Source organism: Paenibacillus sp. S25 (genome assembly GCF_019454085.1).
GTDB classification, from domain to species: Bacteria; Bacillota; Bacilli; order Paenibacillales; family Paenibacillaceae; genus Paenibacillus; species Paenibacillus polymyxa_B.
This window is the reverse complement of record NZ_CP073683.1, coordinates 3871000-3897923: the sequence shown is the minus strand read 5'-3', so window position 1 is coordinate 3897923 and position 26924 is coordinate 3871000. Positions and strand designations below refer to the sequence as shown.

Below are 26924 nucleotides of genomic sequence, written 5' to 3'. Positions count from 1 at the left end.
GCGGAGGAATATTTCAGATGAAACAATTAATAATGAATGCAAGCGTATTGAACGAGCAGGGCGAGACTGAATTGAAATCCATCCTAATCGCCGACGGAAAAATTTTGGCTATCGCAAATGCAGATGCTGGAGTCAGCCTACTTATAGAAGAAGGGGCATCTGAGCAGGAGCGCGAAGTTGAAAAAATCGACGCCCAGGGAAAACTGGTCATCCCCGGTTTAATCGACATGCATGTGCATCTGAGAGAACCTGGCTTTGAATATAAAGAAACGATTGAAACGGGCAGCCGGGCGGCGGTGAAAGGCGGATTTACGACGATTGCCTGCATGCCAAACACACGTCCAGTGACTGACAATGTGGACACAGTCCAGCTGGTATTGAAAAAGGGACAGGAAGCCGGGCTTGCCAAGGTTCTTCCTTACGCAGCCATTACGAAAAACGAACTGGGGCGTGAGCTGACAGATTTTGAAGCGCTCAAGGCAGCGGGTGCAATCGGCTTTACTGACGATGGTGTCGGGGTGCAGAGCGCGCAAATGATGAAGGACGCCATGGCGCGGGCCAAAGTACTGGATATGCCGGTTATTGCACACTGTGAAGATAACACGCTTGTTGAAGGAGCGGCAGTGACGGACGGCGAATTTGCCAAGCGCCACGGACTTAAAGGCATTCCGAACGAATCCGAAGCCATTCACGTCGGACGAGACATTTTACTATCCGAGGCAACCGGGGCACACTATCATGTATGCCATGTCAGCACGGAGCAGTCAGTGCGGTTAATCCGCCACGCAAAATCTTTTGGCATCAAGGTAACGGCTGAGGTATGCCCGCACCACTTGGTATTATCAGATGAGGATATCCCTGGGCTGGATGCGAATTGGAAAATGAATCCTCCGCTCCGCTCCCCACGTGATGTGCAGGCATGCATCGAGGGACTGGAAGACGGTACGATTGACATCGTCGTAACCGACCATGCAGCGCACAGTGAGGAAGAGAAGGCAAGAGGTATGGAGCTGGCGCCATTCGGAATCGTTGGATTTGAGACGGCCTTCCCGCTGTTGTACACAAAATTCGTAGCTACCGGACAGTGGACACTGGACTTTCTAGTGCGTCGTATGACTGCTGATCCAGCGCGTGTCTTCCGCCTTGATACGGGACGCCTGGAAGAAGGGGCTCCAGCTGACCTGACCATGATTGATCTGGAGCAGGAGCAGGCAGTTGATCCGCAAACGTTTGCCAGCAAAGGGCGCAACACTCCTTTTACAGGCTGGAAGCTCAAAGGCTGGCCCGTGAAAACTTGGGTAGACGGCAAACTTGTATGGTCTGCTGACGAAGCAAAATAAATAGAACCACTAAAAAAATAGAACCTAATAGCAGGAAACAATATAGAGGAGTGAGACGGGATGCAGGCAAGATTGTTACTTCAGGACGGCACGCTGTTTACAGGCACATCATTTGGTGCGGAAGGTGAAAAAACAGGCGAGGTCGTTTTCAACACAGGGATTACAGGCTATCAAGAGGTGCTGACTGATCCCTCTTATTGCGGACAAATCGTAACGATGACTTACCCGCTGATTGGCAATTACGGAATTACTCGGGATGACTTTGAATCGGTACGGCCTTATGTCCATGGCTTTGCTGTTCGACATTACGAGCCGGCGCCAAGCAACTGGCGTGCTCAATACAGCGTGGGCGATTTGCTGAAGGAATATGGCATCATTGGCATTAGCGACATCGACACCCGCATGCTTACCCGGATTATTCGCCATCACGGCACGATGAAGGGCATTTTGACGACTGGTTCCCAGCCGCTGGAAGAACTGAAAGAAATGATGTCTGACCTCACCATTGAAGAATTGCGTAATCAGGTTCCTATGACTTCCACACCTCATCCGTACAGCAGTCCTGGCAACGGAGAGCGGATCGTATTGATTGACTACGGTGCAAAAAGCGGCATTTTGCGCGAACTGAATAAACGGGACTGCGATGTAGTTGTCGTACCACATGATACGACGGCTGAGGAAATTCGCCGCTTGGACCCGGACGGTATCCAGCTGTCTAACGGCCCTGGAGATCCAAAAGACGTACCCCATGCCGTTCGTACGGTAGCTGAACTGTTAGGGGAATACCCGATTTTCGGAATTTGCTTGGGACACCAGTTGTTCGCTTTAGCTTCGGGAGCGGATACGGAAAAGCTGAAATTCGGACATCGCGGTGGTAACCATCCGGTGAAAGAACTGGAGAGCGGACGCTGCTTTATCACTTCGCAAAATCACGGCTACACGGTAAATGAGGATTCGATCCAAGGAACTGAGCTTGAAGTGACGCATATTAATAACAACGATAAAACGATTGAAGGTCTTAAACATACCAAGTATCCCGCGTTTTCGGTTCAATATCATCCAGAAGCTGCACCAGGACCTTACGACAATGGCTACCTGTTTGACCGTTTTCTGGACATGATCCGTGAGCACAAAAGAAATCATCCAAAGCAACCGCGTCAGGCTGCTATCGCCGCCGCAGTGAGAGGAGAGCGCTAATATGCCGAAAAATACAGAACTTAAAAAAATACTTGTGATCGGTTCCGGTCCTATCGTCATTGGTCAGGCAGCAGAATTTGATTACGCTGGTACACAAGCTTGTCAAGCGCTCAAAGAAGAAGGCGTCGAGGTAGTACTGATCAACAGTAATCCGGCAACCATCATGACAGACACCAACATGGCAGACAAAGTATACATCGAGCCGATTACACTTGATTTTGTAACACAGATTATCCGTCAAGAGCGTCCAGATGGTCTGCTTCCTACGCTGGGAGGACAGACAGGTCTGAATATGGCAGTGGAACTGGCTCGCGCCGGAGTGCTGGAGCGTGAAAACGTCAAGCTGCTGGGAACCCAACTGAATTCGATAGAACAAGCCGAAGATCGTGATCTGTTCCGTGATTTGATGCGCGAGTTGGAACAGCCTGTACCGGAGAGTGTAATTGTAACAACCTTAGAAGAATCGTTAGAATTTGCTAATGAAATCGGTTATCCAATTATCGTTCGCCCGGCTTATACACTAGGGGGAACAGGCGGTGGTATCTGCTCTACAGAAGAAGAACTGCGTGAAACCGTCAGCTCTGGCTTGAGATACAGTCCAATCGGACAATGTTTGGTGGAAAAAAGTATCGCAGGTTTGAAGGAAGTCGAGTATGAGGTCATGCGTGACGGCAATGATAACTGCATCGTTGTTTGTAATATGGAGAACTTTGATCCAGTCGGCGTGCATACTGGCGACAGTATCGTCGTAGCTCCGAGTCAGACGCTGTCAGATCGAGAGTACCAAATGTTGCGCTCCGCTTCTCTGAAAATTATCCGCGCCCTCAATATCGAAGGCGGCTGTAATGTACAGTTTGCGCTTGATCCGCACAGCTATCAATACTATGTAATTGAAGTAAACCCGCGGGTAAGCCGCTCCTCGGCGCTGGCTTCCAAGGCAACCGGATATCCGATTGCTAAAATGGCTGCCAAAATTGCACTGGGCTATACGCTGGATGAAATTGTGAATCCTGTAACGGGACAAACGTATGCTTGCTTTGAGCCAACACTGGATTACATCGTGAGCAAAATACCACGCTGGCCATTTGACAAATTCATTTCTGCCAACCGCAAGCTGGGCACGCAAATGAAAGCAACGGGTGAAGTCATGGCCATAGGACGCACATTCGAAGAGTCCATCCATAAAGCGGTACGGTCATTGGAAATCGGTGTAAACCGTCTGCATCTTAAGGGAGCCGAACAGCTGTCTGATGATGTGCTCAAGGATCGCCTGATTAAAGCAGATGATGAGCGTTTGTTCTTGGTAGCCGAGGCATTCCGTCGTGGCTGGCAGCAGCAGGAGATTCAAGATTTGACGAAAATTGACTGGTGGTTCCTCGATAAGGTAGAGGGGATCGTCAAGTTCGAAGCCATCATCGCTGGAGAGTCTGAGCTGACCTACGAAACACTCTATCAGGCCAAACGTAAAGGTTTTACCGACCGCTCTATCGCCGAGATTCGCAGTATGGGCCAAAACGACAGTATGACAACCGAGCGTGAGGTACGTGAATTCCGTCTAGCTCAAAACCTGCGTCCGGTCTACAAAATGGTAGATACGTGCGCAGCCGAGTTTGAAGCCACAACTCCGTACTACTACTCCTCTTACGAGGTGGAAAATGAAGTGATTCCATCTAACAAAGAGAAAGTTATCGTACTCGGCTCTGGACCGATTCGGATCGGACAAGGGATTGAATTTGATTACTCCACCGTACATGCGGTATGGGCTATTCAAAAAGCGGGCTACGAAGCAGTGATTATCAATAACAACCCGGAGACGGTATCTACGGACTTTAACACATCCGACCGCCTCTACTTTGAACCGCTTTTCTTCGAAGATGTAATGAATGTCATCGAGCAGGAAAAACCGATTGGGGTTATCGTCCAGTTCGGTGGTCAAACGGCCATTAATCTTGCAGCTCCGCTGAGTGCGGCAGGCGTGAATATTTTGGGTACGAGTCTGGAAAGTATTGATGAAGCGGAAGACCGGAAAAAGTTCGAGCAACTTTTGTCTCGTCTGGCTATCGCACAGCCTAAAGGCAACACGGTCACATCGGTAGATGAAGCAGTAGGAACCGCACAGGCGCTAGGCTATCCAGTCCTGGTACGTCCATCCTACGTTCTGGGCGGGCGCGCTATGGAAATCGTGTACTCAGATACGGAATTGCTGCGGTACATGGAAGAAGCAGTTAAAATCAATCCAGAGCATCCGGTGCTCATCGACCGTTATATGCTGGGTAAAGAAGTTGAGGTCGACGCTATCTGCGACGGCGAGACAGTACTGGTACCAGGCATAATGGAGCATGTAGAACGGGCCGGGGTTCACTCAGGTGACTCTATCGCGGTGTATCCACCACAGCACTTGTCTGCCGAGCTGAAACAAAAAATTGTGGAAATTACAATCAGCATCGCCAAAGAATTAAAAACGATCGGTTTGGTAAATATCCAGTTTGTCATTCATCAAGACCAGGTGTACGTGATCGAGGTTAACCCTCGTTCCTCGCGGACGGTTCCTTTCTTGAGTAAAGTAACAAATATCCCGATGGCGAATCTGGCCACACAGGCTATTTTGGGCGGTAAGCTTAAAGATGCAGGTTATTCAGAAGGTCTATGGCCTGAAAGTAATTATGTCTCGGTTAAGGTTCCGGTATTCTCCTTTGCCAAACTGCGCCGTGTAGAGCCGACGCTGGGTCCGGAAATGAAATCGACAGGTGAAGTCATGGGACGCGATATTCAGTATGCCAAAGCACTGTACAAAGGACTTGTGGGGGCTGGCATGAAAATTCCGTCCACTGGAGCAATCATCATTACAGTGGCAGATAAGGACAAAGAAGAAGCTGTCGAGTTGATGCAGGGCTTTTACAGACTGGGCTATAAAATTATTGCAACAGGTGGAACGGCGGCTGCTATGAAGCAGGCCAATATTCCAGTGAACACAATCAACAAGCTGAGCGAAGGTAACCCGAACATCCTGGATATGATCCGTACGGGTGAAGCCAACTTTGTCTTCAATACGCTGACCAAAGGCAAAACGCCAGAACGTGATGGATTCCGTATTCGCCGCGAAGCGGTTGAGAATGGCATTGTCTGCATGACCTCACTGGATACAGTACGCGCTTTGCTAAGAATGCTGGAAACGATCAATTTCACATCCGAATCCATGCCGGTCCTGAGCAACTAATGCGTTACGAATAGATGTGGGGAAATAAGTAGCACAGGGAAGGACATTCATCAGCTTCGGCTGACGGATGTCCTTTATCACGGGCAAATGTACCCGAATTGACGTGAAAAGGGGATGTAGAACGGTGAATGGAGCATTTCAGCAGATGGCAGGACGGCTGATGGTTGCATTAGATTATCCCAATGCACAACAGGCTGAGCAGTTAATTCGGCAGCTAGAGGGGATTCCCTGTTATATAAAAGTAGGTATGCAACTGTTTTATAATGCAGGGCCAGCTTTTGTAGAACAGCTAAAGTCCAGAGGATACTCCGTATTTTTGGATTTGAAAATGCATGATATCCCTAACACGGTGCGGGGAGGGGCAGAGAGCATTACCCGCCTAGGTGTGGATATGTTCAACGTACATGCTGCTGGGGGCGTTAATATGATGTCAGCCGCTAAAGCAGGTGCAGAAGCAGCTATTTCCGCAGACAGCTCGCTTTCCATGCCGCTCATTATTGCAGTCACACAACTGACCAGCACGGATCAGACGACCATGAATAAGGAGTTGGGTATTCCTGGCACGGTACAGGATGCAGTGGTTCGTTACGCACAACTGACCCGTGAGGCGGGACTGGATGGTGTGGTAGCATCCCCTTTGGAAGTGCCTGCTATTCGTGCTGTCTGTGGATCAGACTTTAAGACGATAACTCCTGGCATACGCCCGGCAGGTAGCGCTGCAGGCGATCAGTCGCGTGTGCTTACACCTGGGCAAGCCATTGCCCAAGGCAGCAGCTACATTGTCGTTGGACGTCCTATCACCGCAGCAGCAGACCCACGCGCCGCAGTGGAACACATTATTAAGGAGATGATACAAGTATGACCACATTCAATAATATTCCCGAACAAATTGCATCCCATCTGTTACGTATTCAGGCGGTGGCATTGCGCCCGCAGCAGCCTTTTACATGGACATCCGGCATTAAATCGCCAATCTACTGTGACAATCGCCTGACCATGTCCTACCCGGAGGTACGCGAGCTGATCGCAGACTCATTTGCTGCCCTCATTCGTGAGCAATATCCCGAAACGGAAGTCATTGCAGGGACAGCTACAGCGGGGATTCCTCATGCGGCCTGGGTGGCGCAAAAGCTAAATCTGCCAATGGCCTATGTGAGGGACAAAGCCAAAGGACATGGGAAAGAGAACCAAATTGAAGGCCGCATCAGCGCTGGACAAAAGGTTATGGTCATCGAGGATCTCATTTCTACAGGAGGCAGCTCCATTAAAGCAGCACAGGCCGTAGCACAAGCAGGCGCTCAGCCGTTAGCCGTACTAGCTATTTTCAGCTACCAGCTAGACAAAGCGACTCAAGCCTTTGAAGAAGCAGGTGTGGAGCTGCAAAGCCTGTCCAATTATACAGCCCTGATGAACGTTGCTTTGCGTGAAGGAACCATTCAGGAAGAAGAGATGGAACTGCTGCGTTCCTGGCGTCAGGACCCGGCTTCCTTTGGAAAATAAGATGAGCTATAGGGGTCAACAGAGCTAATGATTAGAGCGATTCGTACTCGTTGCTAACCATTGTAGATTGTTATGGCCCAGGCCGTGTAAATCGAATTCGATCCGGTTACACTAACTCCTACCATCATGTGAAAAGAGGGAGCTCGGATGTATTGGATTTACTATGGCAGACTGTACACGACTAAATTTCAGGCAGGATGTCTGGCAAAAAGGTTGGAGCACGACGGCTGGATGTATGGCTACAATGATCCCCGCGCAGTGGAGGTGTACCGCTCGCGCAAAGGTCGTTATGGTGTCCGATTTATTCCGTAAGTCCACGAAAATAATTTTTAAAAAGAAAATTTTCGAAAGGCTATTGACGAAACACAAGAAAATGTTGTATATTAATTAACGTTGCTGTTATGAATATGTAACGCGAATATACATATTTTTTTGAGGGCCCTTAGCTCAGTTGGTTAGAGCGGTCGGCTCATAACCGATTGGTCGGGGGTTCGAGTCCCTCAGGGCCCATTTCCTCAAAAACCCTTGCGTAGCAAGGGTTTTTTGTTGTTTATATTTGCTTTCTTCATCGGATTTGTTTTAGAGAGGTACATCGTTTATCCTAGTAAAAGGAAAATCAAGGAGTGAGGTAATGAAAACATTGGTTGGTCTCTAGCTTCCCATAAGGAGGTTAGAGGCAATTTGAGTAGAAGTGTGAAAAAGTCACCTATTAAGAAAGATCAAGCAACACATTGGGTAAAGCGACAAGCAAGTAAGGCAGTACGGAGATATACCCAAGGAGTATCATCAGGAAGTTGGTACAAAAAAGTTTATTGTTCTTGGAATATTTGCGATTTTAAAATTCTTGAAACGTATCAGCAAGCGATGGATGATTGGGTAATCAATCATACTTTATGGAACAAGCAAATGAGTTATCAAGAGGCTGCTAAAAAGTGGGCTAAACATCATAAGTGGAAATAAAAAGATCACTGGTCATGGGAAGCACCAGTGATCTTTTTGCTTATCCTAGTGTTTAAATAGGGCTTGGTGAAAGTGTTGGATCATCTAGTAGCTATATTTAAAACTAATAATCTCAATCTTAACTTAAATCTCACTTTTATTATAATAATAAATTGTTCATTACATATCGCAAGAGGATGGCTACGGTGGTTGAAAAAAGAACAACAACACGTTAATATTATGTATCCGAAATTTCAATTAATGGAGGCACATTCATGAATGACTTACTAGCTTTTGTGGTATTACTTATTTTCATAGTCATGTCACCCGGGATTGATTTCGCATTAATCACAAAGCGAACACTCACCGATGGCAAAAAAGATGGTATCAAAATTGCACTAGGTATAACTACTGGTGTTCTTATTCATACGGCTGCTGCTGCATTGGGACTTTCCTTGCTCTTAATGAAATCAGCATTTGCATTTGAAATTGTTAAGTACATCGGGGCTATTTATTTGATTTATATGGGTCTATTATCTTTCATCAAACGGCGTAAACCCACAGAGAATTATGATCAGACAGTACCCTCGAAGAAGTCACCCTTTATGCAAGGGCTTATAACTAATACCTTAAATCCAAAAGTGGCTATATTCTTTCTAACGTTTTTACCGCAATTTATTATGCCGGACTACAATCCAAGTCTACAATTTTTACTTATGGGGTCCTTTTATGCAGCAGTTTCCATTGTATGGTTTGCCACAATCGTATTATTGTTGAGTTATGTAAGAAAATGGTTAATGTCTCCGAGAGTACAAAATATTATTGATAAAGCTACGGGTCTCGTTTTAATTGGATTCGGTTTAAATATGATCTTTAAAGTTCAAAGAACAGGACATTGATTATCTATGAGGATGGGGTAACATCAGCCCGTCCATAAAAATAGCACTGCCCCAATAAACGGACAGTGCTATTTTTAACGCTTTTATCTTAGGACACCTTAACGGTGTATACCATTCTCAATTTACCGTTACCGCCGTAGATCTCAACTCTTGCATTCGTTGCAGTAGTGGTAGTTACCACCCCGGAAGCGGAGACGGTGACATTTCCGCTCGCCACTTTATAAGTATCCCCTGGGTAATTTGACAACGCATAGGAATAATTACGTGGCAACGTAGCCGTTCTGTAGTATACTCCGTTAACTTCTACGACAGGCGTAATTACCGGAGAAGGGCCTACAGATGCGGACGCGCTAGGGACGATAATACTCCCAATAAGCCCCAGAGACATAGCTGTTGATAATAATATTTTCTTAGTATTCATAAAAAAATCCTCCTTATGTATGATATGAGCTCCTAAAATATACCATGTAAAGTTATGGATTTCACTTTATTCGACAAATGTTGTCAAAATAATACAACAAAACAATTCTAAAGTCCTATAAAATACAAAAGAATTAAAATATAACAATTTAAGTATTTACTTTTTAACTTACCATACTTTTGAACCATTCTCCTAGTTGTATAGTCTTTGATCCACACGGAATAAAAAACGGACGTCAGAGTAATTAGCTCCAAGTCCGTTTTGTGTTTGTATCTATTTAGTTCTTGATATCAGTTGACAAGTTGGTGTGCAAGCCTCTCATCGCTGTCTAGATTCCTTTCTACGATACGCTGTTTTAATGCAGACAGTTCCGCACACTGACGAATTGCTTCCGCTATAAGCTGGGCGACCTGTTTGGCTCCTTCGTCAGAAAAATGGGTATTATCCGTTACACCAGCGGGGTAATTAGGATGCGCTTTTTCAGGCAAATGCATAAATAGCTGCTGTGACCCTTTTTCACCCATTGAACGATACAGCTGCTGAGAAGCTTCAAAAATATCGAGCAGGGGTGTCTTAGTTTCCGCGGCTACTTGTCTCATGGCAGCAGGATAGGCTCCTACAGCCAGCGGATCAGGTTCACCTTCTGTGGTGAATCGGCGGCGACTTACAGAGGTCAATAGCACTGGAATTGCACCATGCTCCCGAGCGGACTGAATGTATTGAATTAAGTTTTGACGATACTCTCCATCAGGATCGGTATAGCGAGTGGGGTCTTCTTTTTTCTCATCGTTGTGTCCAAATTGAATAAACAGATAATCTCCAGCTTGAATATCTTTTTCAATATCAGCTAACCGGCCTTCTGCTATAAAAGATTTGGTGCTTCGTCCATTGACAGCACGATTGTCCACATGAACAGACGGTGCCAAGTAGCTTTGCAAGTGTTCGCCCCAGCCTGTCATCGGTTTTTCGGTAGCCCCTTTTTGAGCTGCAGTGGAGTCCCCAGCGATAAACAGTCGAGTTGTCATCTGTTGCCTTGCCTGAGCATATCCATGTTTTTGAAGCCAAGTTTCCGTTAGATCAAGCCATTGATGGCATTCATGGTTGTCCTCTGACAGTCCCAAGCCGTGTCGCCCTTCCTCAAATACATGCAGTTCAAACGGAATACGTTCTCTGGATAATGAAAAAGCGAACAACAGACTATTTTCTACCGGTACAGCGCCATCATTGGCTGTAGTCCACATCAAAGTTGGAGGTGTCTGTGAAGTTACTTGCCGATCGGATGAAAAGGCTTGAAGCTGCTCCAGCGTCGGCTGTTCCCCTAAAAAATGTGTACGGCTTCCGATATGTGTATAAGGCTCATGAAATGAAATTACAGGGTATCCCAACAACAGAAGATCTGGCTTTACCGTCCCTATAGTAGAGACAATGGAGGCCAAGTGACCACCTGCTGAAAAACCGATGAGCCCCACTTGATCAGGAATGACTAGCCAGTCATGCGGTGTTTGGCGAATCCATTGCAGAGCATGTTCTACATCCTCCAACAAGAAAGTAATCTCGAAATTGCCGACTTGATACTCCAGCACACCCGCATGAATACCTAGATCATTCAACCACCGAGCTATAGGTTCTCCTTCATGTGAGGCTAAATGCTCGTAGCCACCGCCAGGTAATACCAATATAAAAGGACGAGCTTCACGAGCTGCTACGGGATAGAGGGAGAGAAAGGAAGTGTCTGACGGAAAGTCTTCTTTTACAATCGGTTGTTTAGGACTAACAACATGTAACATAAGTAACTCCTCCAAATTTCTTTTTAACTGCCGCAAACCAAACAAAATCGACTTAAATTGGAATGATACGGATGTAAAAAATAATGCACACGTGAAAAAAATGATTTAAACCTTGTTATGAAAGCGCTATAATTTTGTTGTGATGCAAAGAGCCAGAGGGGGAGCGCAATGAAAAAAGGAAGAATGTTCTATACTATTTTTATTACGATTCTGGTTTTGGGAATAGGATTGGTGGCCAGTTTTGGCAGCTACATCTATTTTACAACAATTAGCTCCGTTGTGGAGAGAGTTTCCAATACCAAGCAAAGCTACATGGCACAGATCAGAAATAGTCTGGAGCAGAAAATTCAAACGATTGAATATGCTTTTAATACGTATAGCACGACCAGTTCCTTTAATGATGTTGTGAAAAATCCCATTACAGAAAAAGATTTTATAGCGTATCGGAATGTGAATACTCAGCTCAATTATATTGCTACGATGGGATTAGAAGGAACGGAATATTCGCTAATCAGTCTGGATCAGAATTGGAGAATCTCCAATGGAAGCCTGTCTTATTTGACGAAAACGGAACGAGAAAAGCTGATTAGTACCTATATCAACCACCAAGAGAAGGGACTATTCTGGGTTAAAACAGATAAAGGAATTCGTTTTGTTAATACCTTACCTGTATTCTCTAAGAAGAAGCAAGCCATTGCTTTGTCGGATATTTCGCTGCAAACGTTAAATCATACGATTCAAACCGAGGATCATATGGCTGTTTTTATTTTGAATAAACAAGGCGATTTAATGTATGAAACCCAGCCTGCTGAACAATTATTGTCCACCCAACAGCTTCGGCACATTTCAGAAGCTGCAGTGAAGCCGAACAACACAGGTATGTTAACTTTGGAGAAAACGGATCAGCAGCCTGCACGACAAGTCATTTATGCCAAATCTGCCTATAACAATTGGACTTATTTAACGGTATTAGATAAGAAAGAAATTGCGGATGCCTTTCAAACGACCAAATTTGGGATCATCATGATGGGACTTGTATTAACGCTCTTAATGGTGGTAGTGGCGTACTTCATTGCCATTTACTTTACAAAGCCATTTCAGCAAATAAAACGCAGCTTGCCTAAAAATCCTAATTTCGCTTTCAAAAATGAACCTTCTAAAAATGAAATTGAATGGATTATTAGTTCCATCGATAACATTGTAACCGAGAAGGAAAGCTTGGAAAGTCTCATTCAGTCCGAAATGCCACAGTTGGAAACCCAATTGATTCTCAACCTGTTCCGCAAACGTATTTCTGCAGAGGAATTGGCACGAAAAATGCCACGCTTGGGTTATCCGCAGCTCGAGAATCAAATGTATATCACCTTGTTAGTCCAACTGGATAATCTGGGAGATCGAGAGCCCTCGGATAAAGATGTTTTGCTGCTGGCTATTAATAAAATCGTAGAAGAAACGATTCCAGAGCAGCAGCGAATGCTTCCCATCATTTTGAACGATAACACTCAGGCCACCATATTAATTTTGACAGGTAAGAGCGAACAGGAAATGAGAAAGCAAGTCCTAGATGATGCGACCCTTTTGGTTCGAAACGTAAAAGAGTATTTGAATGTATCCATCAGCATCGGCATTAGTACGGCGTATGATAACTTATTAGAAAGTAAAGAAGCCTGTGAGATGAGCAAGCAAGCTTTGCATCACCGTTTAAATTTAGGCAAAGAGTCGATTATTTTTTATGAAGATATTTCCATGGTCATTTCAGGTCCGGTGCTGCTTCATTATCCTACGGAATTGGAATCAAAACTGTTTGATGCCATCCGAATAGGGGACGAAGAGCAGGTATACCATACCGTGCACTCTTTATTGGAGGAAATGATGATAAAAAACAATCATTCCATGAACTTTGAAGTGCTGTTGGTACGGTTTGTGAATAACCTCATCCAATTGGAGCAGCTATTAGGGATTGAAGTGCTGCTGACGCAAGACAATCATGCCTTGTATCATCGTTTGCTGGACATCCGTAACCCGGAAGAGATAGAACGTATGCTGATAGAGCAAGTTATTTTCCCCATGGTAAAAAGCATGAAGGAGAAGACCAACCAGCAATTCCGCTGTCTCTCGGAGAAAATTGCTGCTATTATCCGTGCTGAATATGACCAGGAATTATCATTAGAACTCATTGGAGACCGACTTCATTACAATCCGAATTATTTAAGCAGCATTTTCAAAAAAGAATACGGAACGACGTTTAGTGAATATCTAATGGGCTACCGGTTACAAATGGGCAAGAAATGGCTCGTTGAGACAGATATGACGATTAAAGAAATCGCTGAGCGACTGCAATATCATAATTCGCAAAACTTTATCCGCTCTTTTCGGAAAAAGGAACAGGTTACACCGGGAGCTTACCGAAAGATGAAGCAAGCCAATTAGCCTTTAACTGCTCCCAATAAAGCTCCTTTGACAAAGTGTTTTTGCACAAATGGATACACGATTAACATCGGAACGGTCGCAATGACAATGACCGCCATCTTAATCGTCTGCGCAGGTGGGATGACATCCACAGCAGTTCCTTCTGCCTGCATACCACTGGAAACGATTACAATTTGACGTAGCAAGACTTGAATCGGCCATTTGGCAGAATCATTAATATAGAGAATGGCGTGCATATACGTATTCCAGTAGGCAACAGCGTAGAATAGAGAGATGGTTGCAATAGAAGGCAGGGCTAACGGCAACATAATTTTAAAGAAGATACCAAAATCGTTGCACCCGTCCATCTTGGCTGATTCCTCCAGATCATCTGGCAGCGCCTGAAAAAAGTTACGCATGATAATTAGGTTAAACGCATTAATGGCCACGGGAAGAATCAAGGACCAATACGAGTTGATAAGCCCCATGCTTTTTACAACCAGGAATGTCGGAATCATCCCCCCACTAAACAACATAGAGAACACTACAATGAAGTTAATCGTATTGCGGCCGAGTAGATATCTTCGGGATAATCCATAAGCCATAAAAGCAGTAAATATCATACTTACAACTGTACCGACGATCGTTACTCCGACCGAAACCCCGAGACCTCTAAAAATGGTGGGAGTCGACAGAATATAGCGGTAGGCATCCAAGGAAAAAGTAACTGGGAATAAAATAAACTTCTTGGCTATCACTTCTTCAGTTGAGGCAAAAGAGCTGGCAATGATATTCAAAAAAGGTAAGAGACAAGTGAGGGCAATGAGAATCAATAGTGTACTGTTTACAATGTTGAAAATACGGCTGCCCAGCGATTCTTTTTTTCGTAACTTTTGTTTTCGTAATGGTTGTGTCAATGTGGTTGACCTCCTCGTAATCGTTTACATGTCAACCTTATCAAGAGGAAAGAATTCCGTATATAATCAAATCTTGAGGTGTTCTCTAATCATGGAGAAAAGCGGATGATCATTAGGTTGTGTTGTAATCATTAGCTAAGGTGAAAAGGTTGAAAAGTAGGCTGTGTACCTGATTTTGTAAACGCTATCATTTGATGATTATATGCGGAATGCCAAAAATCGCGTACTCTTGAAAACGTATACAGGAACGTTTGAAGGAGGTCGAACTAATGAAAGTTTCAAGTGTCCCCGCACCAAACATGAAAATGAAAAAGAACAAAAGAACGACGGAAAGCCTTTTACGAATGCAGAAACACAAGTTGCTCTATCTAATGGTTTTACCCGGACTGGTGTACTTCATTATTTTTAAGTACTTTCCTATGGGAGGATTGGTGATTGCGTTTCAGGATTATCAAGCTTTTCAGGGAATCACAGGCAGCCCATGGGTAGGAATGAAGCATTTTATTCGTTTGTTTACCGAGCCTACGTTTTTTATGCTGCTTCGAAATACGCTGGTTTTGTTTGCGCTGAACATTGTAATCTTTTTTCCATTGCCCATCATTTTGGCACTCATGCTAAACGAGGTTAGGAAGATGTTTTTTAAAAACATTATTCAAACCATCATCTACATTCCGCACTTTATGTCATGGGTTATCATTGTTTCGATTTCCTATGTATTCCTAACCGTAGACGGTGGGGTGCTGAATGAAATGATTGCCGCGCTGGGCGGTGAGAAGATCAGCTTTTTAACTTCTCCGCAATGGCTGCGAACGGTCTACATCGGGCAAGTGATTTGGAAGGAACTCGGCTGGTCTACTATCATTTATCTATCTGCGATTACAGTGGTAGATACGCAATTGTATGAGGCAGCAGAGATGGACGGTGCTGGACGCCTGAGAAAGACATGGCACGTTACCTTGCCTGCGATTCGCCCGGTCATTATTACATTGTTAATTTTGAAAATCGGTAGCACGTTGGATTTGGGCTTTGAGCATATGTACCTGTTATTGAACTCATTAAACCGCGAGGTTGCCGAAATCTTTGACACCTACATTTATACTGCGGGCTTAAAGAATGGACAATTAAGTTTCAGTACGACGGTAGGACTTTTTAAAGGTGTAGTAGGTTTAATCCTGATTATGGGCTCCAATCGACTGGCCAAGAAATTTGGTGAAGACGGCGTTTACTAATGACGACGGGAAGGATGCAAAATGGTACGGTTTGTAGAAAACATGAACAAATGGTGCATGCGCCTGCTGCGCCTGGTCTACCTTAACTTGCTTTGGACGGTTGCGACGATTCTGGGCTTGGGTTTTATAGGCGTTGGGCCTGCAACCGTTGCTATGCTTAGTATTTTAAGGCAGTGGATTCGGGGCAATGAGGAAGTCGCCATTTTCTCGACGTTTGTACGTTACTTTAGAGAAAGCTTTAAAGAAGCAGCAATCATTGGCGGGCTTTACAGCCTTGTGGGTTACGTGCTCTACGTGGATATAGTCAACGTCTCGTCCTGGTATGTTCGTGTGGTGACGCTTATTGGAGCCTTTTTGTATCTCATCTCTTTGGCCTACATTTTCCCGCTGCTGGCTCACTATGATTGGAAAGGTATCGGACTGAAGGTCAAAATGTCGATAGTGATTGGATTTTCGTATTTACAATATACGCTTGTTCTTTTTGTAGCCATTGTCGTGCTTTTTGCATTGATTCTAGGCTTGTACCCAGGAATTCTAACTTTTGCCGGAGCAAGTATTATTGGTTATCTCGTGATGTGGATGACGCATCAGGTGTTCAGCAAAATAGAGCGAGAGGTTCTGGTGAAAGAGGAAGATATGGCATAAATATATAAACAGAAAAGGAGCAAACACGATGAAAAAGGGAATCACGACGAAAAAGGGAGTATCAGGCCTTCTTGCTGTACTAATGGTCATGAGTGTTTTTTTAGCTGCTTGCGGTGATAAGGGTGCTGAGGATCAAAGCGGCCAAACCTATGATCCGAAGTCCAAACTGGAATTTACCTGGTTAAACGTATTGCACACAGCTTCTCCGCCTACAGAAACGATCAAAAGTAAAATTGAAGAATACACCAATTCTAAAATTACGTTCAATTGGGTGCCTGACGCTTCCAAAGAAGAGAGAATCACTACTGCGCTTGCATCCGGCGAATTGGCCGATATGGTGACCCTGACGATGATGACAAATTCTTCAGTACGAAGCTCTTTGAAATCAGGGCTATTCTGGGATGTAGGAAAGTATTTGGATGACTATGAAAATTTGAAAAAAATCCCACCTGAAGTTCGGGAAGCCGCATCCATTGAAGGAGTACTGTATGGCGTTCCGTTCCAGAAGAATCTGGCTCGGGCGGGTCTGGTCATTCGCCAGGATTGGCTGGATCGCTTAGGACTGAAGGTACCGACGACACTGGATGAGTTGTATGAAGTTGCGAGAGCGTTTACAGAAAATGATCCAGATGGGAATGGAAAAAATGATACGACTGGGTTTGTTGACAGATCGGATCTACGCTATAGCAGCTTCAAAACTTTAAGTTCCTATTTTGGCACACCTAATGGCTGGAAAGTAGATGAAAGCGGAAAGTTTACGCCGGAATTTGATACTCCTCAATATTTGGAGACCTTGAAGTATTCCAATAAATTATACAAAAACGGATATCTCTCTAAAGACTTTGCTGTAACCGCTAAAACGGACCAGCAGCAACAATTTGCACAAGGTAAAGCAGGTATTTATACAGGCATGATCGATATCTCTAACCTCAGAACCTTGTCCCAAGGCTTACAAAAGGGTCTGAAGCTGGTACCGGTTAACAAGATTTCGAATGGAGATGGCAAATACCACGTATGGTCTGAAGGAAGCGGGGTTGGAGGTTTGCTGGCATTCCCGAAATCTGAAGTAAAAACGGAAGCTGAGTTGAAGAGACTGCTGCAATTTGTAGATGATTTAATTGACAAAGATGTATATATGTACATGACCGGCGGTATTGAAGGCACTCATTATACAATCGAAAAAGATGGAGCCTTCAAAATTACGAATACAGATTTGTGGCAAGCAGATGTTCAGCCGTTTTCAAGCTCCAGACCAAGTGAAGTGACCTACAACTTAAAAGATGCCAATCCAGAAAAGGAACTGGCTAATGAATTAGTCCGAGAAAATAATGAATTTGCTGTTCTGGACCCGACCGTGCCACTGGATTCAGTCACCGCTAATGAGCAAGGAACAGAGCTGGAGAAAATCATTACCGACGCCTCCTTCAAATTTATTATGGGTGAGCTTGACGAAGCCGGGTTTAAAGCAGCCGTAGAAAACTGGAAAAACTCTGGTGGATCACGGATTACTGCTGAGTACGAGGAAGCGTATAAGAAAACGAAAAAATAATAGTTGAGCATGGCTGTTGCCCCCTGACTCCTTGAATGATTTCTTGGATGTTGAAATCCGGGGGCAGCTTATGCTTTCCCAATGCAAAATGGATCTAACATTCACAAAATATAAAGACAGGAGAGAACGAAATGCAATTGTATAACATTGTAGATTATGGAGCAGTTCAGGATGGCACGACGCTGGCTACGGGAGCGATTGCGGCTGCCATTGAAGCGGCCAGCAATGCTGGAGGAGGAACCGTTTTTGTTCCGTCTGGGACGTATCTGACAGGTGCTATCTTTCTGAAAAGTAACATTGAGCTGCATGTAAGCCCTGGCGCAACTCTGTCCTTCAGTACGGAACTGGCTGATTACCCTGTAGTAGAATCCAGATGGGAAGGCGTTCAGCGGGAAGTGCATGCGTCATGCATTTATGGGCAGAACCTTGAGAATATTTCAGTTACAGGTAGCGGAACGCTGGATGGAAATGGTCAGCCGTGGTGGGAAAAGCACCGCAATCATCCAGAGGAGTTGCAGTATCCGAGACCCAAATTAATCAGCTTTGACCGTTGTCAGCGGGTTACCATTAAAGATGTTATGTTAAAAAATTCCCCCAGTTGGACTGTAAACCCCATCGCTTGCTATAACGTTACGATTGATAATTTGTCCATTCTTAACCCGGCGGACTCCCCCAATACGGATGGCATTAATCCTGAATCCTGTTCCAATGTTCGTATTAGCAACTGCAATATAGATGTGGGCGATGATTGTATTGCGATCAAAGCAGGAACCGAAGATACACAAGAGCGAATTCCATGTGAAAATATTACGATTACCAACTGTACGATGGTGCATGGACATGGCGCAGTCGTACTGGGAAGCGAAATGAGTGGTGACATTCGTAATGTTACGATCAGCAATTGCGTGTTCAAGCAAACGGATCGGGGCATACGTCTGAAATCCAGACGAGGACGTGGCGGAACCATCGAGGATATTCGCGTTAGCAACATTGTGATGGAAGATGTAATTTGTCCATTTATTCTGAATCTTTATTATTTCTGCGGCCCTCGGGGCAAAGACAAATATGTGTGGGACAAAAATCCCTATCCGATTACCGATGAAACCCCGTGCTTTAGACGAATCCATTTTTCCGATATTACGGCACGACAGGTTCATGCGGCTGCTGGATTCTTATACGGACTTGCAGAACAATATATTGCTGAAATTACATTTTCCAATATTGATATTTCTATGGCTAAAAATGCAATTCCCGGTCGTCCAGCCATGATGACAGGGATAGAAGATATGAATAACCGTGGTTTTTATCTAGGTAACGTGAAGGATATTCGTTTTCAACATGTGACGATTGAGAATCATGAAGGTCCTGCCTTTTATATTGAAAATGGGGAAGACGTTGAAATCAATCGTTGCCATTCGAAGAATACAGCTCAGCCCGAAAAGCTGATAGAACAAGTAACAATACAACCTTCTGAACAAAATATGATGAATTAGGAGGCCATGAAAGGAGGTACAACGTGGATAAGTTGCAAGCATTGTTGGGAGACCTTCCGGCAGATCGCCCTGTAACGGCAACTCTGCTGAATCAAGAAGAGCGTGAGGGATATCGACTGGAGTGTCTCCTGCTGGACTTGAACGGGATCGAGTCTGTACCCGCTTATGTAGCTACACCCTTACAAGGGAACGGTCCGTTCCCATTGGTCGTTTTTAACCATTCGCATGGAGGCAATTATACGAACGGGCGCAAGGAACTGATCCATAGCAGCTCTTACTTGCAGCAGCCCTCGTTTGCTACAACCCTGACAGACATGGGGTACTGCGTATGCTGCATTGACATGTGGGGCTTCAATGAACGTGGGGGCAAAACCGAGAGCGAGCTGGTAAAAGAAATGCTCTGGCAGGGCCAAGTGCTGTGGGGCATGATGCTGTATGATAACCGTCGTTTGGTGGATTATATGTGCCAGCGTGAAGACATTGATGCTTCCCGTATCGCAACAATCGGTATGTCGATGGGCGGACTCATGGCATGGTGGATGGCTGCGTTAGATGAACGGATACAGGTCACGGTTGATATTTGTGGACAGGTAGATGCCCATACGCTAATCGCTAAAAGGGGATTGGATCATCATGGCTTTTATTCCTATGTCCCCGGCTTGCTGAAGCATTTTACCACCTTGGATATTCAAAAGCGGATCGTACCTCGTCCACGGATGAGTATAACAGGTCAAAATGACCGGATGTGTCCTATTGAAGGAGTCGAGCATTTGGCAAAAGGCCTGCTGGAAGCTTACCAGGAGGCAGGTCACCCTGAGCATTGGCAGCCTGTGATTGCGGGCGGTGGACATATGGAGACGTTGGAAATGCGAACGGCGTGGCAGTCATTTTTGGCCGAACACCTGTAAATCAAATGAAGGGATCGGGGTAACCATGCTAGTTGGAAAAGAATCCTTTTGTGATTTCCATACGATTCAGGAGGCGATTGCTGTATTGGAGCAGTCGGCTTCCAATGAAATGGAAACGCTAACTATTTTATCAGGTACTTATGAGGAAGAGGTACGAATTTACCGTTCATATCTTCATATTATAGGCATCGGGCAGGTAGAGATTCGAATGGATCGGTATGCCAAGGAGCGGGATGAAGCAGGTGAGGAAATAGGGACCTTTGCGACACCTACTTTATTTTTAGGCGGTAGCCATCTGATCTTGGAAAATCTCACGATTTCCAACACGGCAGGACAGGGAGAAGCCATTGGGCAGGCCGTTGCGGTATACGCTCATTGTGATGAAACAGTCTTTAGAAACTGTACCTTTAAAGGGCACCAGGATACTTTATTTACAGGCCCTCTACCTCCTGCACCGAAAGAACGACTCCAGTTTGGTGGAATCCATTTGAAGGAGCATCATAAGCACTATCGGCAGCTCTATCAGCATTGTTATATAGAGGGTACGGTGGACTTTATTTTTGGTGGGGCTACCGCGTATTTTGAAGATTGCGAAATTCGCAGTTTACGCCATCATAAGAACCAAACGAGCTACGTTACAGCTGCCTCGACGCCGCAAGGACAAGCGTATGGTTATGTATTCAACCATTGCTACCTAACTGCAGAGCCTGATATTACCCCGGTTTTTTTGGGGCGTCCGTGGCGGGAATATGCCAAGACCGTATTTGTCAATTGTAAAATGGGCGACCATATTGACCCACGTGGCTGGGACAATTGGAACAACGTTGCGAACGAGAAAACTGTCTGTTATCAAGAATATAACGGACACGATGAAGTTGCTACGTTACGTAAGCAGCGTGTTCCATGGGCGGATTGTTTTGAAGCGGGAACAGAAGCATGGAGCAAGGAACAGGTTTTTGCTGAAGTTACATTTTGGAAGTAAGGAGAAGTGAGGTTTCATGATGATCCAAAATCCCATATTAAAAGGCTTTAATCCCGATCCGTGTATTACACGTGTCGAAGATACTTACTTTATTGTGGTGTCATCGTTTGAGTGGCTGCCTGGAGTGCGGGTGTACCAGTCCAAAGATTTGGCAAATTGGGAGCATTGCACAGATATTTTGACCGATCAGGTTGACTTAAGAGGTAATCCTAAAAATTGTAGCATTTGGGCACCGCAGCTTAGCTATGCGGATGACCTTTTTTATCTGCTCTATACGGATGTGAAAAGCACCAAGCGTCCGTTCAAGGATGTTCATAATTTTGTGATAACGGCGCCTACGATCCAAGGACCGTGGTCGGACCCCATTTATCTTAACAGTAGCGGATTTGATCCGTCTTTATTTCATGATGAGGACGGACGCAAATGGCTGTTGAACGCATTGTGGGATTACCGCATGTTGGAAAGCAATAAATCTTCCGGTATAGTCATGCAGGAGTATGACAGCAAGCAACAACAGCTCATTGGCGAGCCTGTTAAAATCTTTGATTGTACTCCTTTGAAGAAAACAGAAGCGCCTCACATCTACAAGCAAAACGGTTATTACTATCTTGTTACAGCGGAAGGCGGAACGGGTACGGGGCATGCCGTTACCGTAGCACGCTCCAAGCAGATATCCGGGCCATATGAAGTGGACCCGCACAACCCAATGCTAACGTCACGTGATCAACTTGATTTCCCGTTACAATGCGCAGGACATGGCAGTCTTGTACAAACACCAGACGGCGAATGGTACATGGCTCATTTATGCACACGTCCAGTAGAGGGGAAATATGCCATTTTAGGAAGGGAAACAGCCTTGCAGCAAGTGTACTGGAATGATGAAGGCTGGCTGCGATTAACTGCTGGGGGCCATACACCTCAATTGGAGGTACCCGCACCTCAAGGGATGTTCTCGGTTAAGCAAGAGCAGCAGAGTTATATTTTCGAGGATTTTTTCGAGCGAACCACATTAGATAAAACGTGGAACACATTGCGTATCCTGGCGGACGATAGCTGGTGTTCATTAAGCCAGCGCCCCGGCTACCTTCGGATTATGGCTGGAGAATCCATTCAAAGTCTGTTCCAGCATCACGTGCTGGCCATTCGGCAAACGGATCATCATTTCCGGGTAGAAACAGCATTGGAGTATCAGCCAACAAGCTATTTACAAATGGCGGGGCTTCTACTGTACCTTAATGAAGAAGATTATTTGTACGCCTATATTAGCTATGAGGAGGGACAAGGGAAGGTACTGCGCATGATGCGATGTGAAGCCAATACATTTACCTTAGTTCCTCAAGCAATTACGCTTCAGGACGATCTCCCTATACATTTAGCTGTGGAAGTCCATGCATCCCACGGGCAATTTTATTATGGAGTCGGAGACAAACCTGCTTGGAAGCGGCTTTTTGAAATGCAGGATATCAGCTTTTTATCCGGTGGCTTTACAGGAAATTTTGTAGGTATTGCTGCTCATGATATGCAACAATTCCAAGGAAGCTACGCTGATTTTTCTCATTTCTTTTATCATGGTAAGGATCATCTTTCCTCATAAAAAAACATGATAATGATTATGTTGAAAGCACCTTAATGGGTGCTTTTTTCGTTGTTTCTGTACTTTACCTTTTCACATTATAACTTCGCAAAATCTCCAAAAAAGCGGTGCTTGCTTTCGTTTCAAATGTCGAAGCAGGAGTTAGGAAAGAAAATTTTCGAATAACCGGAAGATTACGAATATCCAGTACTTTTAATGTTCCCAGAGCAAGTTCCTTCTGAATGACCCATTGGGACAGCAAAGAAATCCCCAAACCTGCTTCTACAGACTCTTTGATGATCTGTGTACTGCCAAAATTCATCATATGAGAAGGGGAGAACTGAAACTGTGCAAACATTTTTTCAGCCGCTTCCCGGGTTCCAGAACCTTCTTCCCGTAGAATCCAGATGTCCTCTTGCAGCTCACTTACATCCACTTGAGATTTACCAGCCAAACGGTGATTTTGCGGAACGACAATATACATTCTATCATCAGCAAAAGATTCGATATGTAAATGGTCATGCTGAAATTCTCCTTCGATAATTCCTACATCGAGTTGATTATGGATCATGAGTTTTTCAATTTCTTGGGTGTTGCCGATGGTAATGGAGGGCTGAATGAGTGGATACCGGACCCTCATTTGCGCGATCACATGTGGCAGCACATATTCGCCATACGTGTAGCTTGCGCCGATCGACAGGTTTCCTTTTGCTGTATGCATCAGCTCGTCCACCAAATACTGCATCCGTGTATGAAGACGGATAATCTCCTGAGCATGATGATACACAATTTCACCTGCTTTGGTTAAGCGTACGTACTTATTGCTACGCTCCAGGAGGCGGGTTCCTACGCTACGTTCCAGCGTTTGAATATATTGACTTACCGCAGGTTGGGTCATGTGTAACACCTCGGCAGCTCGTGTGAAGTTTTGTTTCTCCGCGACCATAACAAATACGATTAAAGATTGGTCCAAAGCCCATTCCTCCAAATTTATCATATCTATTCACTTATTATCATTATTATAATGATTTATTTTTCTTATGACAAAAAACATATTAAGCTGGATGCATGTAGAATTGGAGGGGTTCACCATGAACAGTCATACACAACACACCAAATTATTTTCGAACAGAGGGCGATTATTCCAGCGTATATTTGGCATTGTCCTCACGATGTTATTTGCTTTGGCAGGCTATGGCCTGAACGAATTGCCAGGCTTTCATTATGTAGGTCCATTGGCTTGTGCCATGTTTCTCGCTATTCTGTACCGACAGTTGTGGGGATACCCTGAAGCTGTGCGCTTGGGGGTTGAGTTTTCAGCAAAGAAAATACTACGTGGAGCTATTGTGTTATTTGGGCTGAAGTTGAACATGGATGTTGTCATTCATCATGGACTTGGTTTACTTTTGCGTGATGTGGGCACTGTTGTATTTTCCATCTTTTTTACGGTTTGGCTGGCAAAACGTTTCAAGGCAGATGCTTCGCTTTCGCTTCTTCTTGGTATTGGAACAGGAGTTTGCGGTGCAGCAGCGATTGCAGCGGTTTCTCCCTTGTTAAAATCCAAAGATGAGGATACAGCCATAGGGGTAGGACTCATTGCCTTGGTTGGAACGGTATTTTCCATTTTGTTTACTGTGCTTCGGCCCTGGCTTCCTTTGACGGATATGCAATATGGAATCTGGTCGGGTATCAGTTTACATGAAATTGCACATGTGGCCTTAGCTGCAGCGCCTGCCGGACAGGATGCACTTGCAATGGGCTTATTAGCCAAACTGGGACGTGTTTTCTTACTCATACCGCTCAGCTTTGTTTTAATGTATTGGATGAAACGAACTGGAAAAATTCATACAGACGCTAAAGTGGAGTTCCCTTGGTTCCTCATCGGCTTTATGGCTACAAGTATTGTGGGCAGCTATGTTTTTGGAAAATATATTGTAGTTCCATCTAGTCTGACGAACGGAATTTCTCAAGTTACCACCTTTATGTTAACGATGGCTATGGTAGGCATGGGGCTGAATGTGAGCTTTAAGGCTTTGCGGGAGAAAGCAATGCTACCCTTACTGGTACTGTCTGTTACCTCGATCATTCTTATAGGGTTAACATTTTTAACAGTGTGAACATGAAGTATTCGTTTGTGATAAGATTGCTAGTAAACTAGATTAATAAAACTGGAAAAAGCTCTGCTTGCTGTATAGCTGGCAGAGTTTTTTAGTGCTTTTGTATGATAAGACTGAAATATATACTGAATCAATCGTAACTTTTTACATATGATTCGCGTCTATCAAAATGGAGGTCCTGAGAATCATAGATTGCAAGAATTTCATAAGCGAAAATTTAGAGAATGGTAGGGTACATAATGAAGAAAATTTGTTTATTTGCTTTTTTGTTTCTGTTTCTACTAGCATTTCCAAGAGAAGGTCATGCTGCATCTTCGAGCTCACATCTTCAGTTGGATGGTAAAGATATAAGTGTTGGCAAAGGTGTTCAGATTCAAGAAGTAAAGGGGAATGTACTGGTTCCACTCCGTCTCATTGTAGAGGAATTGGGTTATAGCGTGAATTGGGAGTCCAAGACAGGGACCATAACTATACATAAGGAAAATCTTAACCTAAGTCTTCAGGTCAACAATCCCATAGCCTCTGTCAATGATCATCAAATGGGATTGGCTGTAGCCCCTTTGCTTAGAGAGGGGACGACTTATGTTCCGCTTCGCTTTGTGTCCGAACAGACAGGGATTGATGTGGCCTGGAACAACGAGCTTAAAACTGTGTTCCTGACGACTCCGCCTACTTCAAGCGGCAATAGCGAGTCCACTCATGATCATTCTGCTACTCCAGCTGTAAGTAATCCTAAAGAGAGTGCGCGTACAGCTATAAACCAAATTAGCTTCGCTAATCACCAATTGACTATAGCTGTTAATGGAAAAGCAACCCCCAAAGTAACTACGTTGACTCATGCAGACCGTATTGTTGTAGACATACCTAGTTCAACGTTTTCTGAGGAATTTCTAGCATCGCAATCATTTGACAGTAGTGGACAAGGAAGTTTTCCAGTCACTGAAGATCCAGATGTTTCCCAAGTAAGATACTCCATGTTTAGTACAACCCCCGCATCGGTACGTATTGTGGTTGATCTTAATCACAGCACACCCTTTCATGTACTCAATGCGGATGATGGTAAGGTTGTTATAGCGTTGGATCAGAAAACAGAGGAGCCATCAACTACCGAGGACGTTATACCTACTATACCTACTATACCTGTTGTACCTGCGATTTCTTCTGATGGACACGCGCAAGGAATTGACGTCTCACACTATAATGGCAATATTGATTGGCAGCAAGTGGCAGCAGCAGGCAAGACATTTGCTTTTATTAAGGCTACAGAGGGCACAAAATATCAAGATAATCAATTTTTGATAAATGTACAGGGTGCCAGAGATGCTAACATCTTGGTCGGCGCTTACCACTTTTTGAACGCTACTACCGCGGATGGAGCTCGTCAGGAAGCCGCTAATTTTGCCAGGGCTATAGATTCAGCAGGAGGAAGGCTGGATCTGCCTCCTGTGATGGATTATGAAAATAACCCCAAAGGCCTTACTCCTGCGCAAATTAGTGAAGTGGCTCGTGCCTTTTTGGATGAAATGGAGAGACTTACCGGGCGTCAGCCGATCGTATACACGGGTAATGTTTTTGCTTCCCAGTTTGATCCTACATTTTCTATGTATAAACTGTGGGTAGCCCGATACAGCACTACGCAAAAGCCGACCGCGGTTCCAGCTTGGAATAACTGGTGGGCTTGGCAGTACAGTAGTACAGGCAGTGTTCCGGGTATTCGAGGCCAGGTCGATTTGGATGAATACAACGGAACGATAGATGAACTCCGGGCTTCACTAACAGGAGAGCTCGATTAGCATAATCAT

Annotated in this window: 22 protein-coding genes and 1 tRNA gene; 19 read left to right on the top strand and 4 right to left on the bottom strand. The window is 44.7% G+C overall.

What is annotated here, in order from left to right; translation table 11 throughout:
• Window positions 1–17: 17 nt before the first annotated feature.
• The 9 genes from KAI37_RS16985 to KAI37_RS16945 all read left to right on the top strand — a co-directional run bounded on the left by KAI37_RS16985 (window position 18) and on the right by KAI37_RS16945 (window position 9092).
• Window positions 18–1340, top strand: coding sequence for a dihydroorotase (locus KAI37_RS16985; RefSeq protein WP_220029872.1), 1323 nt, complete (start codon window positions 18–20; stop codon window positions 1338–1340).
• Window positions 1341–1400: 60 nt separating this feature from the next.
• Window positions 1401–2537 carry a glutamine-hydrolyzing carbamoyl-phosphate synthase small subunit gene (gene carA, locus KAI37_RS16980; RefSeq protein ID WP_071641736.1) on the top strand — a complete coding sequence of 379 codons (1137 nt, stop codon included), beginning with the start codon at window positions 1401–1403 and terminating at the stop codon, window positions 2535–2537.
• 1 nt (window position 2538) lies between these two features.
• Entirely contained in the window at window positions 2539–5754 is a 3216-nt protein-coding gene (carB, locus tag KAI37_RS16975; RefSeq protein WP_220029871.1) for a carbamoyl-phosphate synthase large subunit, read from the top strand.
• A 67-nt stretch (window positions 5755–5821) separates the two neighbouring features.
• Window positions 5822–6616, top strand: coding sequence for an orotidine-5'-phosphate decarboxylase (gene pyrF / locus KAI37_RS16970; protein ID WP_275955738.1), 795 nt, complete (start codon window positions 5822–5824; stop codon window positions 6614–6616).
• On the top strand, window positions 6613–7254 hold the full coding sequence (pyrE, locus tag KAI37_RS16965; RefSeq protein WP_071641730.1) for an orotate phosphoribosyltransferase: 642 nt from the start codon (window positions 6613–6615) through the stop codon (window positions 7252–7254). Before pyrF ends, pyrE begins: the two co-directional genes overlap by 4 nt.
• Before the next feature lie 147 nt (window positions 7255–7401).
• Window positions 7402–7566, top strand: a complete 165-nt coding sequence (locus tag KAI37_RS16960; RefSeq protein WP_014282411.1) for a hypothetical protein — start codon at window positions 7402–7404, stop codon at window positions 7564–7566.
• Between the two features lie 124 nt (window positions 7567–7690).
• Window positions 7691–7764 (top strand) — tRNA-Ile (locus KAI37_RS16955).
• Between the two features lie 171 nt (window positions 7765–7935).
• The gene (locus tag KAI37_RS16950; protein ID WP_076293484.1) at window positions 7936–8214 is read left to right on the top strand and encodes a hypothetical protein; all 279 of its coding nucleotides are present in this window, start codon (window positions 7936–7938) and stop codon (window positions 8212–8214) included.
• A 254-nt stretch (window positions 8215–8468) separates the two neighbouring features.
• Window positions 8469–9092, top strand: coding sequence for a LysE family translocator (locus tag KAI37_RS16945; RefSeq protein ID WP_071641726.1), 624 nt, complete (start codon window positions 8469–8471; stop codon window positions 9090–9092).
• 88 nt (window positions 9093–9180) lie between these two features.
• Here KAI37_RS16945 and KAI37_RS16940 read toward each other — a convergent pair whose 3' ends face one another.
• Both KAI37_RS16940 and KAI37_RS16935 read right to left on the bottom strand, forming a co-directional pair.
• On the bottom strand, window positions 9181–9513 hold the full coding sequence (locus KAI37_RS16940; RefSeq protein ID WP_013311060.1) for a hypothetical protein: 333 nt from the start codon (window positions 9511–9513) through the stop codon (window positions 9181–9183).
• 290 nt (window positions 9514–9803) lie between these two features.
• Window positions 9804–11300, bottom strand: a complete 1497-nt coding sequence (locus KAI37_RS16935; protein ID WP_220029870.1) for a GDSL-type esterase/lipase family protein — start codon at window positions 11298–11300, stop codon at window positions 9804–9806.
• Window positions 11301–11468: 168 nt separating this feature from the next.
• On the opposite strand from KAI37_RS16935, the gene KAI37_RS16930 reads away from it, so the two are divergent.
• Window positions 11469–13730 carry a helix-turn-helix domain-containing protein gene (locus KAI37_RS16930; protein WP_071641722.1) on the top strand — a complete coding sequence of 754 codons (2262 nt, stop codon included), beginning with the start codon at window positions 11469–11471 and terminating at the stop codon, window positions 13728–13730.
• Here KAI37_RS16930 and KAI37_RS16925 read toward each other — a convergent pair.
• On the bottom strand, window positions 13727–14626 hold the full coding sequence (locus KAI37_RS16925) for a carbohydrate ABC transporter permease (protein WP_013311057.1): 900 nt from the start codon (window positions 14624–14626) through the stop codon (window positions 13727–13729). The two genes, KAI37_RS16930 and KAI37_RS16925, sit on opposite strands and share 4 nt — an antisense overlap.
• Window positions 14627–14895: 269 nt before the next feature.
• Between KAI37_RS16925 and KAI37_RS16920 the strand changes: the two genes are divergently transcribed.
• The 7 genes from KAI37_RS16920 (at window position 14896) to KAI37_RS16890 (ending at window position 23026) form a co-directional block, all read left to right on the top strand.
• Window positions 14896–15855: an ABC transporter permease gene (locus KAI37_RS16920; protein ID WP_023989418.1), complete on the top strand. Its 960-nt coding sequence runs from the start codon at window positions 14896–14898 to the stop codon at window positions 15853–15855.
• Window positions 15856–15876: 21 nt separating this feature from the next.
• The gene (locus KAI37_RS16915) at window positions 15877–16500 is read left to right on the top strand and encodes a YesL family protein (protein WP_071641716.1); all 624 of its coding nucleotides are present in this window, start codon (window positions 15877–15879) and stop codon (window positions 16498–16500) included.
• Between the two features lie 28 nt (window positions 16501–16528).
• Window positions 16529–18049, top strand: coding sequence for an extracellular solute-binding protein (locus tag KAI37_RS16910; RefSeq protein WP_076293479.1), 1521 nt, complete (start codon window positions 16529–16531; stop codon window positions 18047–18049).
• Between the two features lie 131 nt (window positions 18050–18180).
• Window positions 18181–19542 (top strand): glycoside hydrolase family 28 protein, encoded by a 1362-nt coding sequence (locus KAI37_RS16905; protein WP_028540500.1) that lies wholly within the window; start codon window positions 18181–18183, stop codon window positions 19540–19542.
• 23 nt (window positions 19543–19565) lie between these two features.
• Window positions 19566–20450: a dienelactone hydrolase family protein gene (locus KAI37_RS16900; RefSeq protein ID WP_220025567.1), complete on the top strand. Its 885-nt coding sequence runs from the start codon at window positions 19566–19568 to the stop codon at window positions 20448–20450.
• 25 nt (window positions 20451–20475) lie between these two features.
• Window positions 20476–21432: a pectinesterase family protein gene (locus KAI37_RS16895; RefSeq protein WP_220029869.1), complete on the top strand. Its 957-nt coding sequence runs from the start codon at window positions 20476–20478 to the stop codon at window positions 21430–21432.
• A gap of 16 nt (window positions 21433–21448) precedes the next feature.
• Window positions 21449–23026, top strand: coding sequence for a glycoside hydrolase family 43 protein (locus tag KAI37_RS16890; protein WP_220029868.1), 1578 nt, complete (start codon window positions 21449–21451; stop codon window positions 23024–23026).
• A 64-nt stretch (window positions 23027–23090) separates the two neighbouring features.
• Here KAI37_RS16890 and KAI37_RS16885 read toward each other — a convergent pair whose 3' ends face one another.
• Window positions 23091–23978, bottom strand: coding sequence for a LysR family transcriptional regulator (locus KAI37_RS16885; protein ID WP_220029867.1), 888 nt, complete (start codon window positions 23976–23978; stop codon window positions 23091–23093).
• Window positions 23979–24096: 118 nt separating this feature from the next.
• Here KAI37_RS16885 and KAI37_RS16880 point away from each other — a divergent pair, with 118 nt between their 5' ends.
• Entirely contained in the window at window positions 24097–25122 is a 1026-nt protein-coding gene (locus KAI37_RS16880) for a YeiH family protein (RefSeq protein WP_220029866.1), read from the top strand.
• Window positions 25123–25361: 239 nt separating this feature from the next.
• Window positions 25362–26915, top strand: coding sequence for a GH25 family lysozyme (locus KAI37_RS16875; protein ID WP_220029865.1), 1554 nt, complete (start codon window positions 25362–25364; stop codon window positions 26913–26915).
• The last annotated feature ends 9 nt before the right edge of the window (window positions 26916–26924 follow it).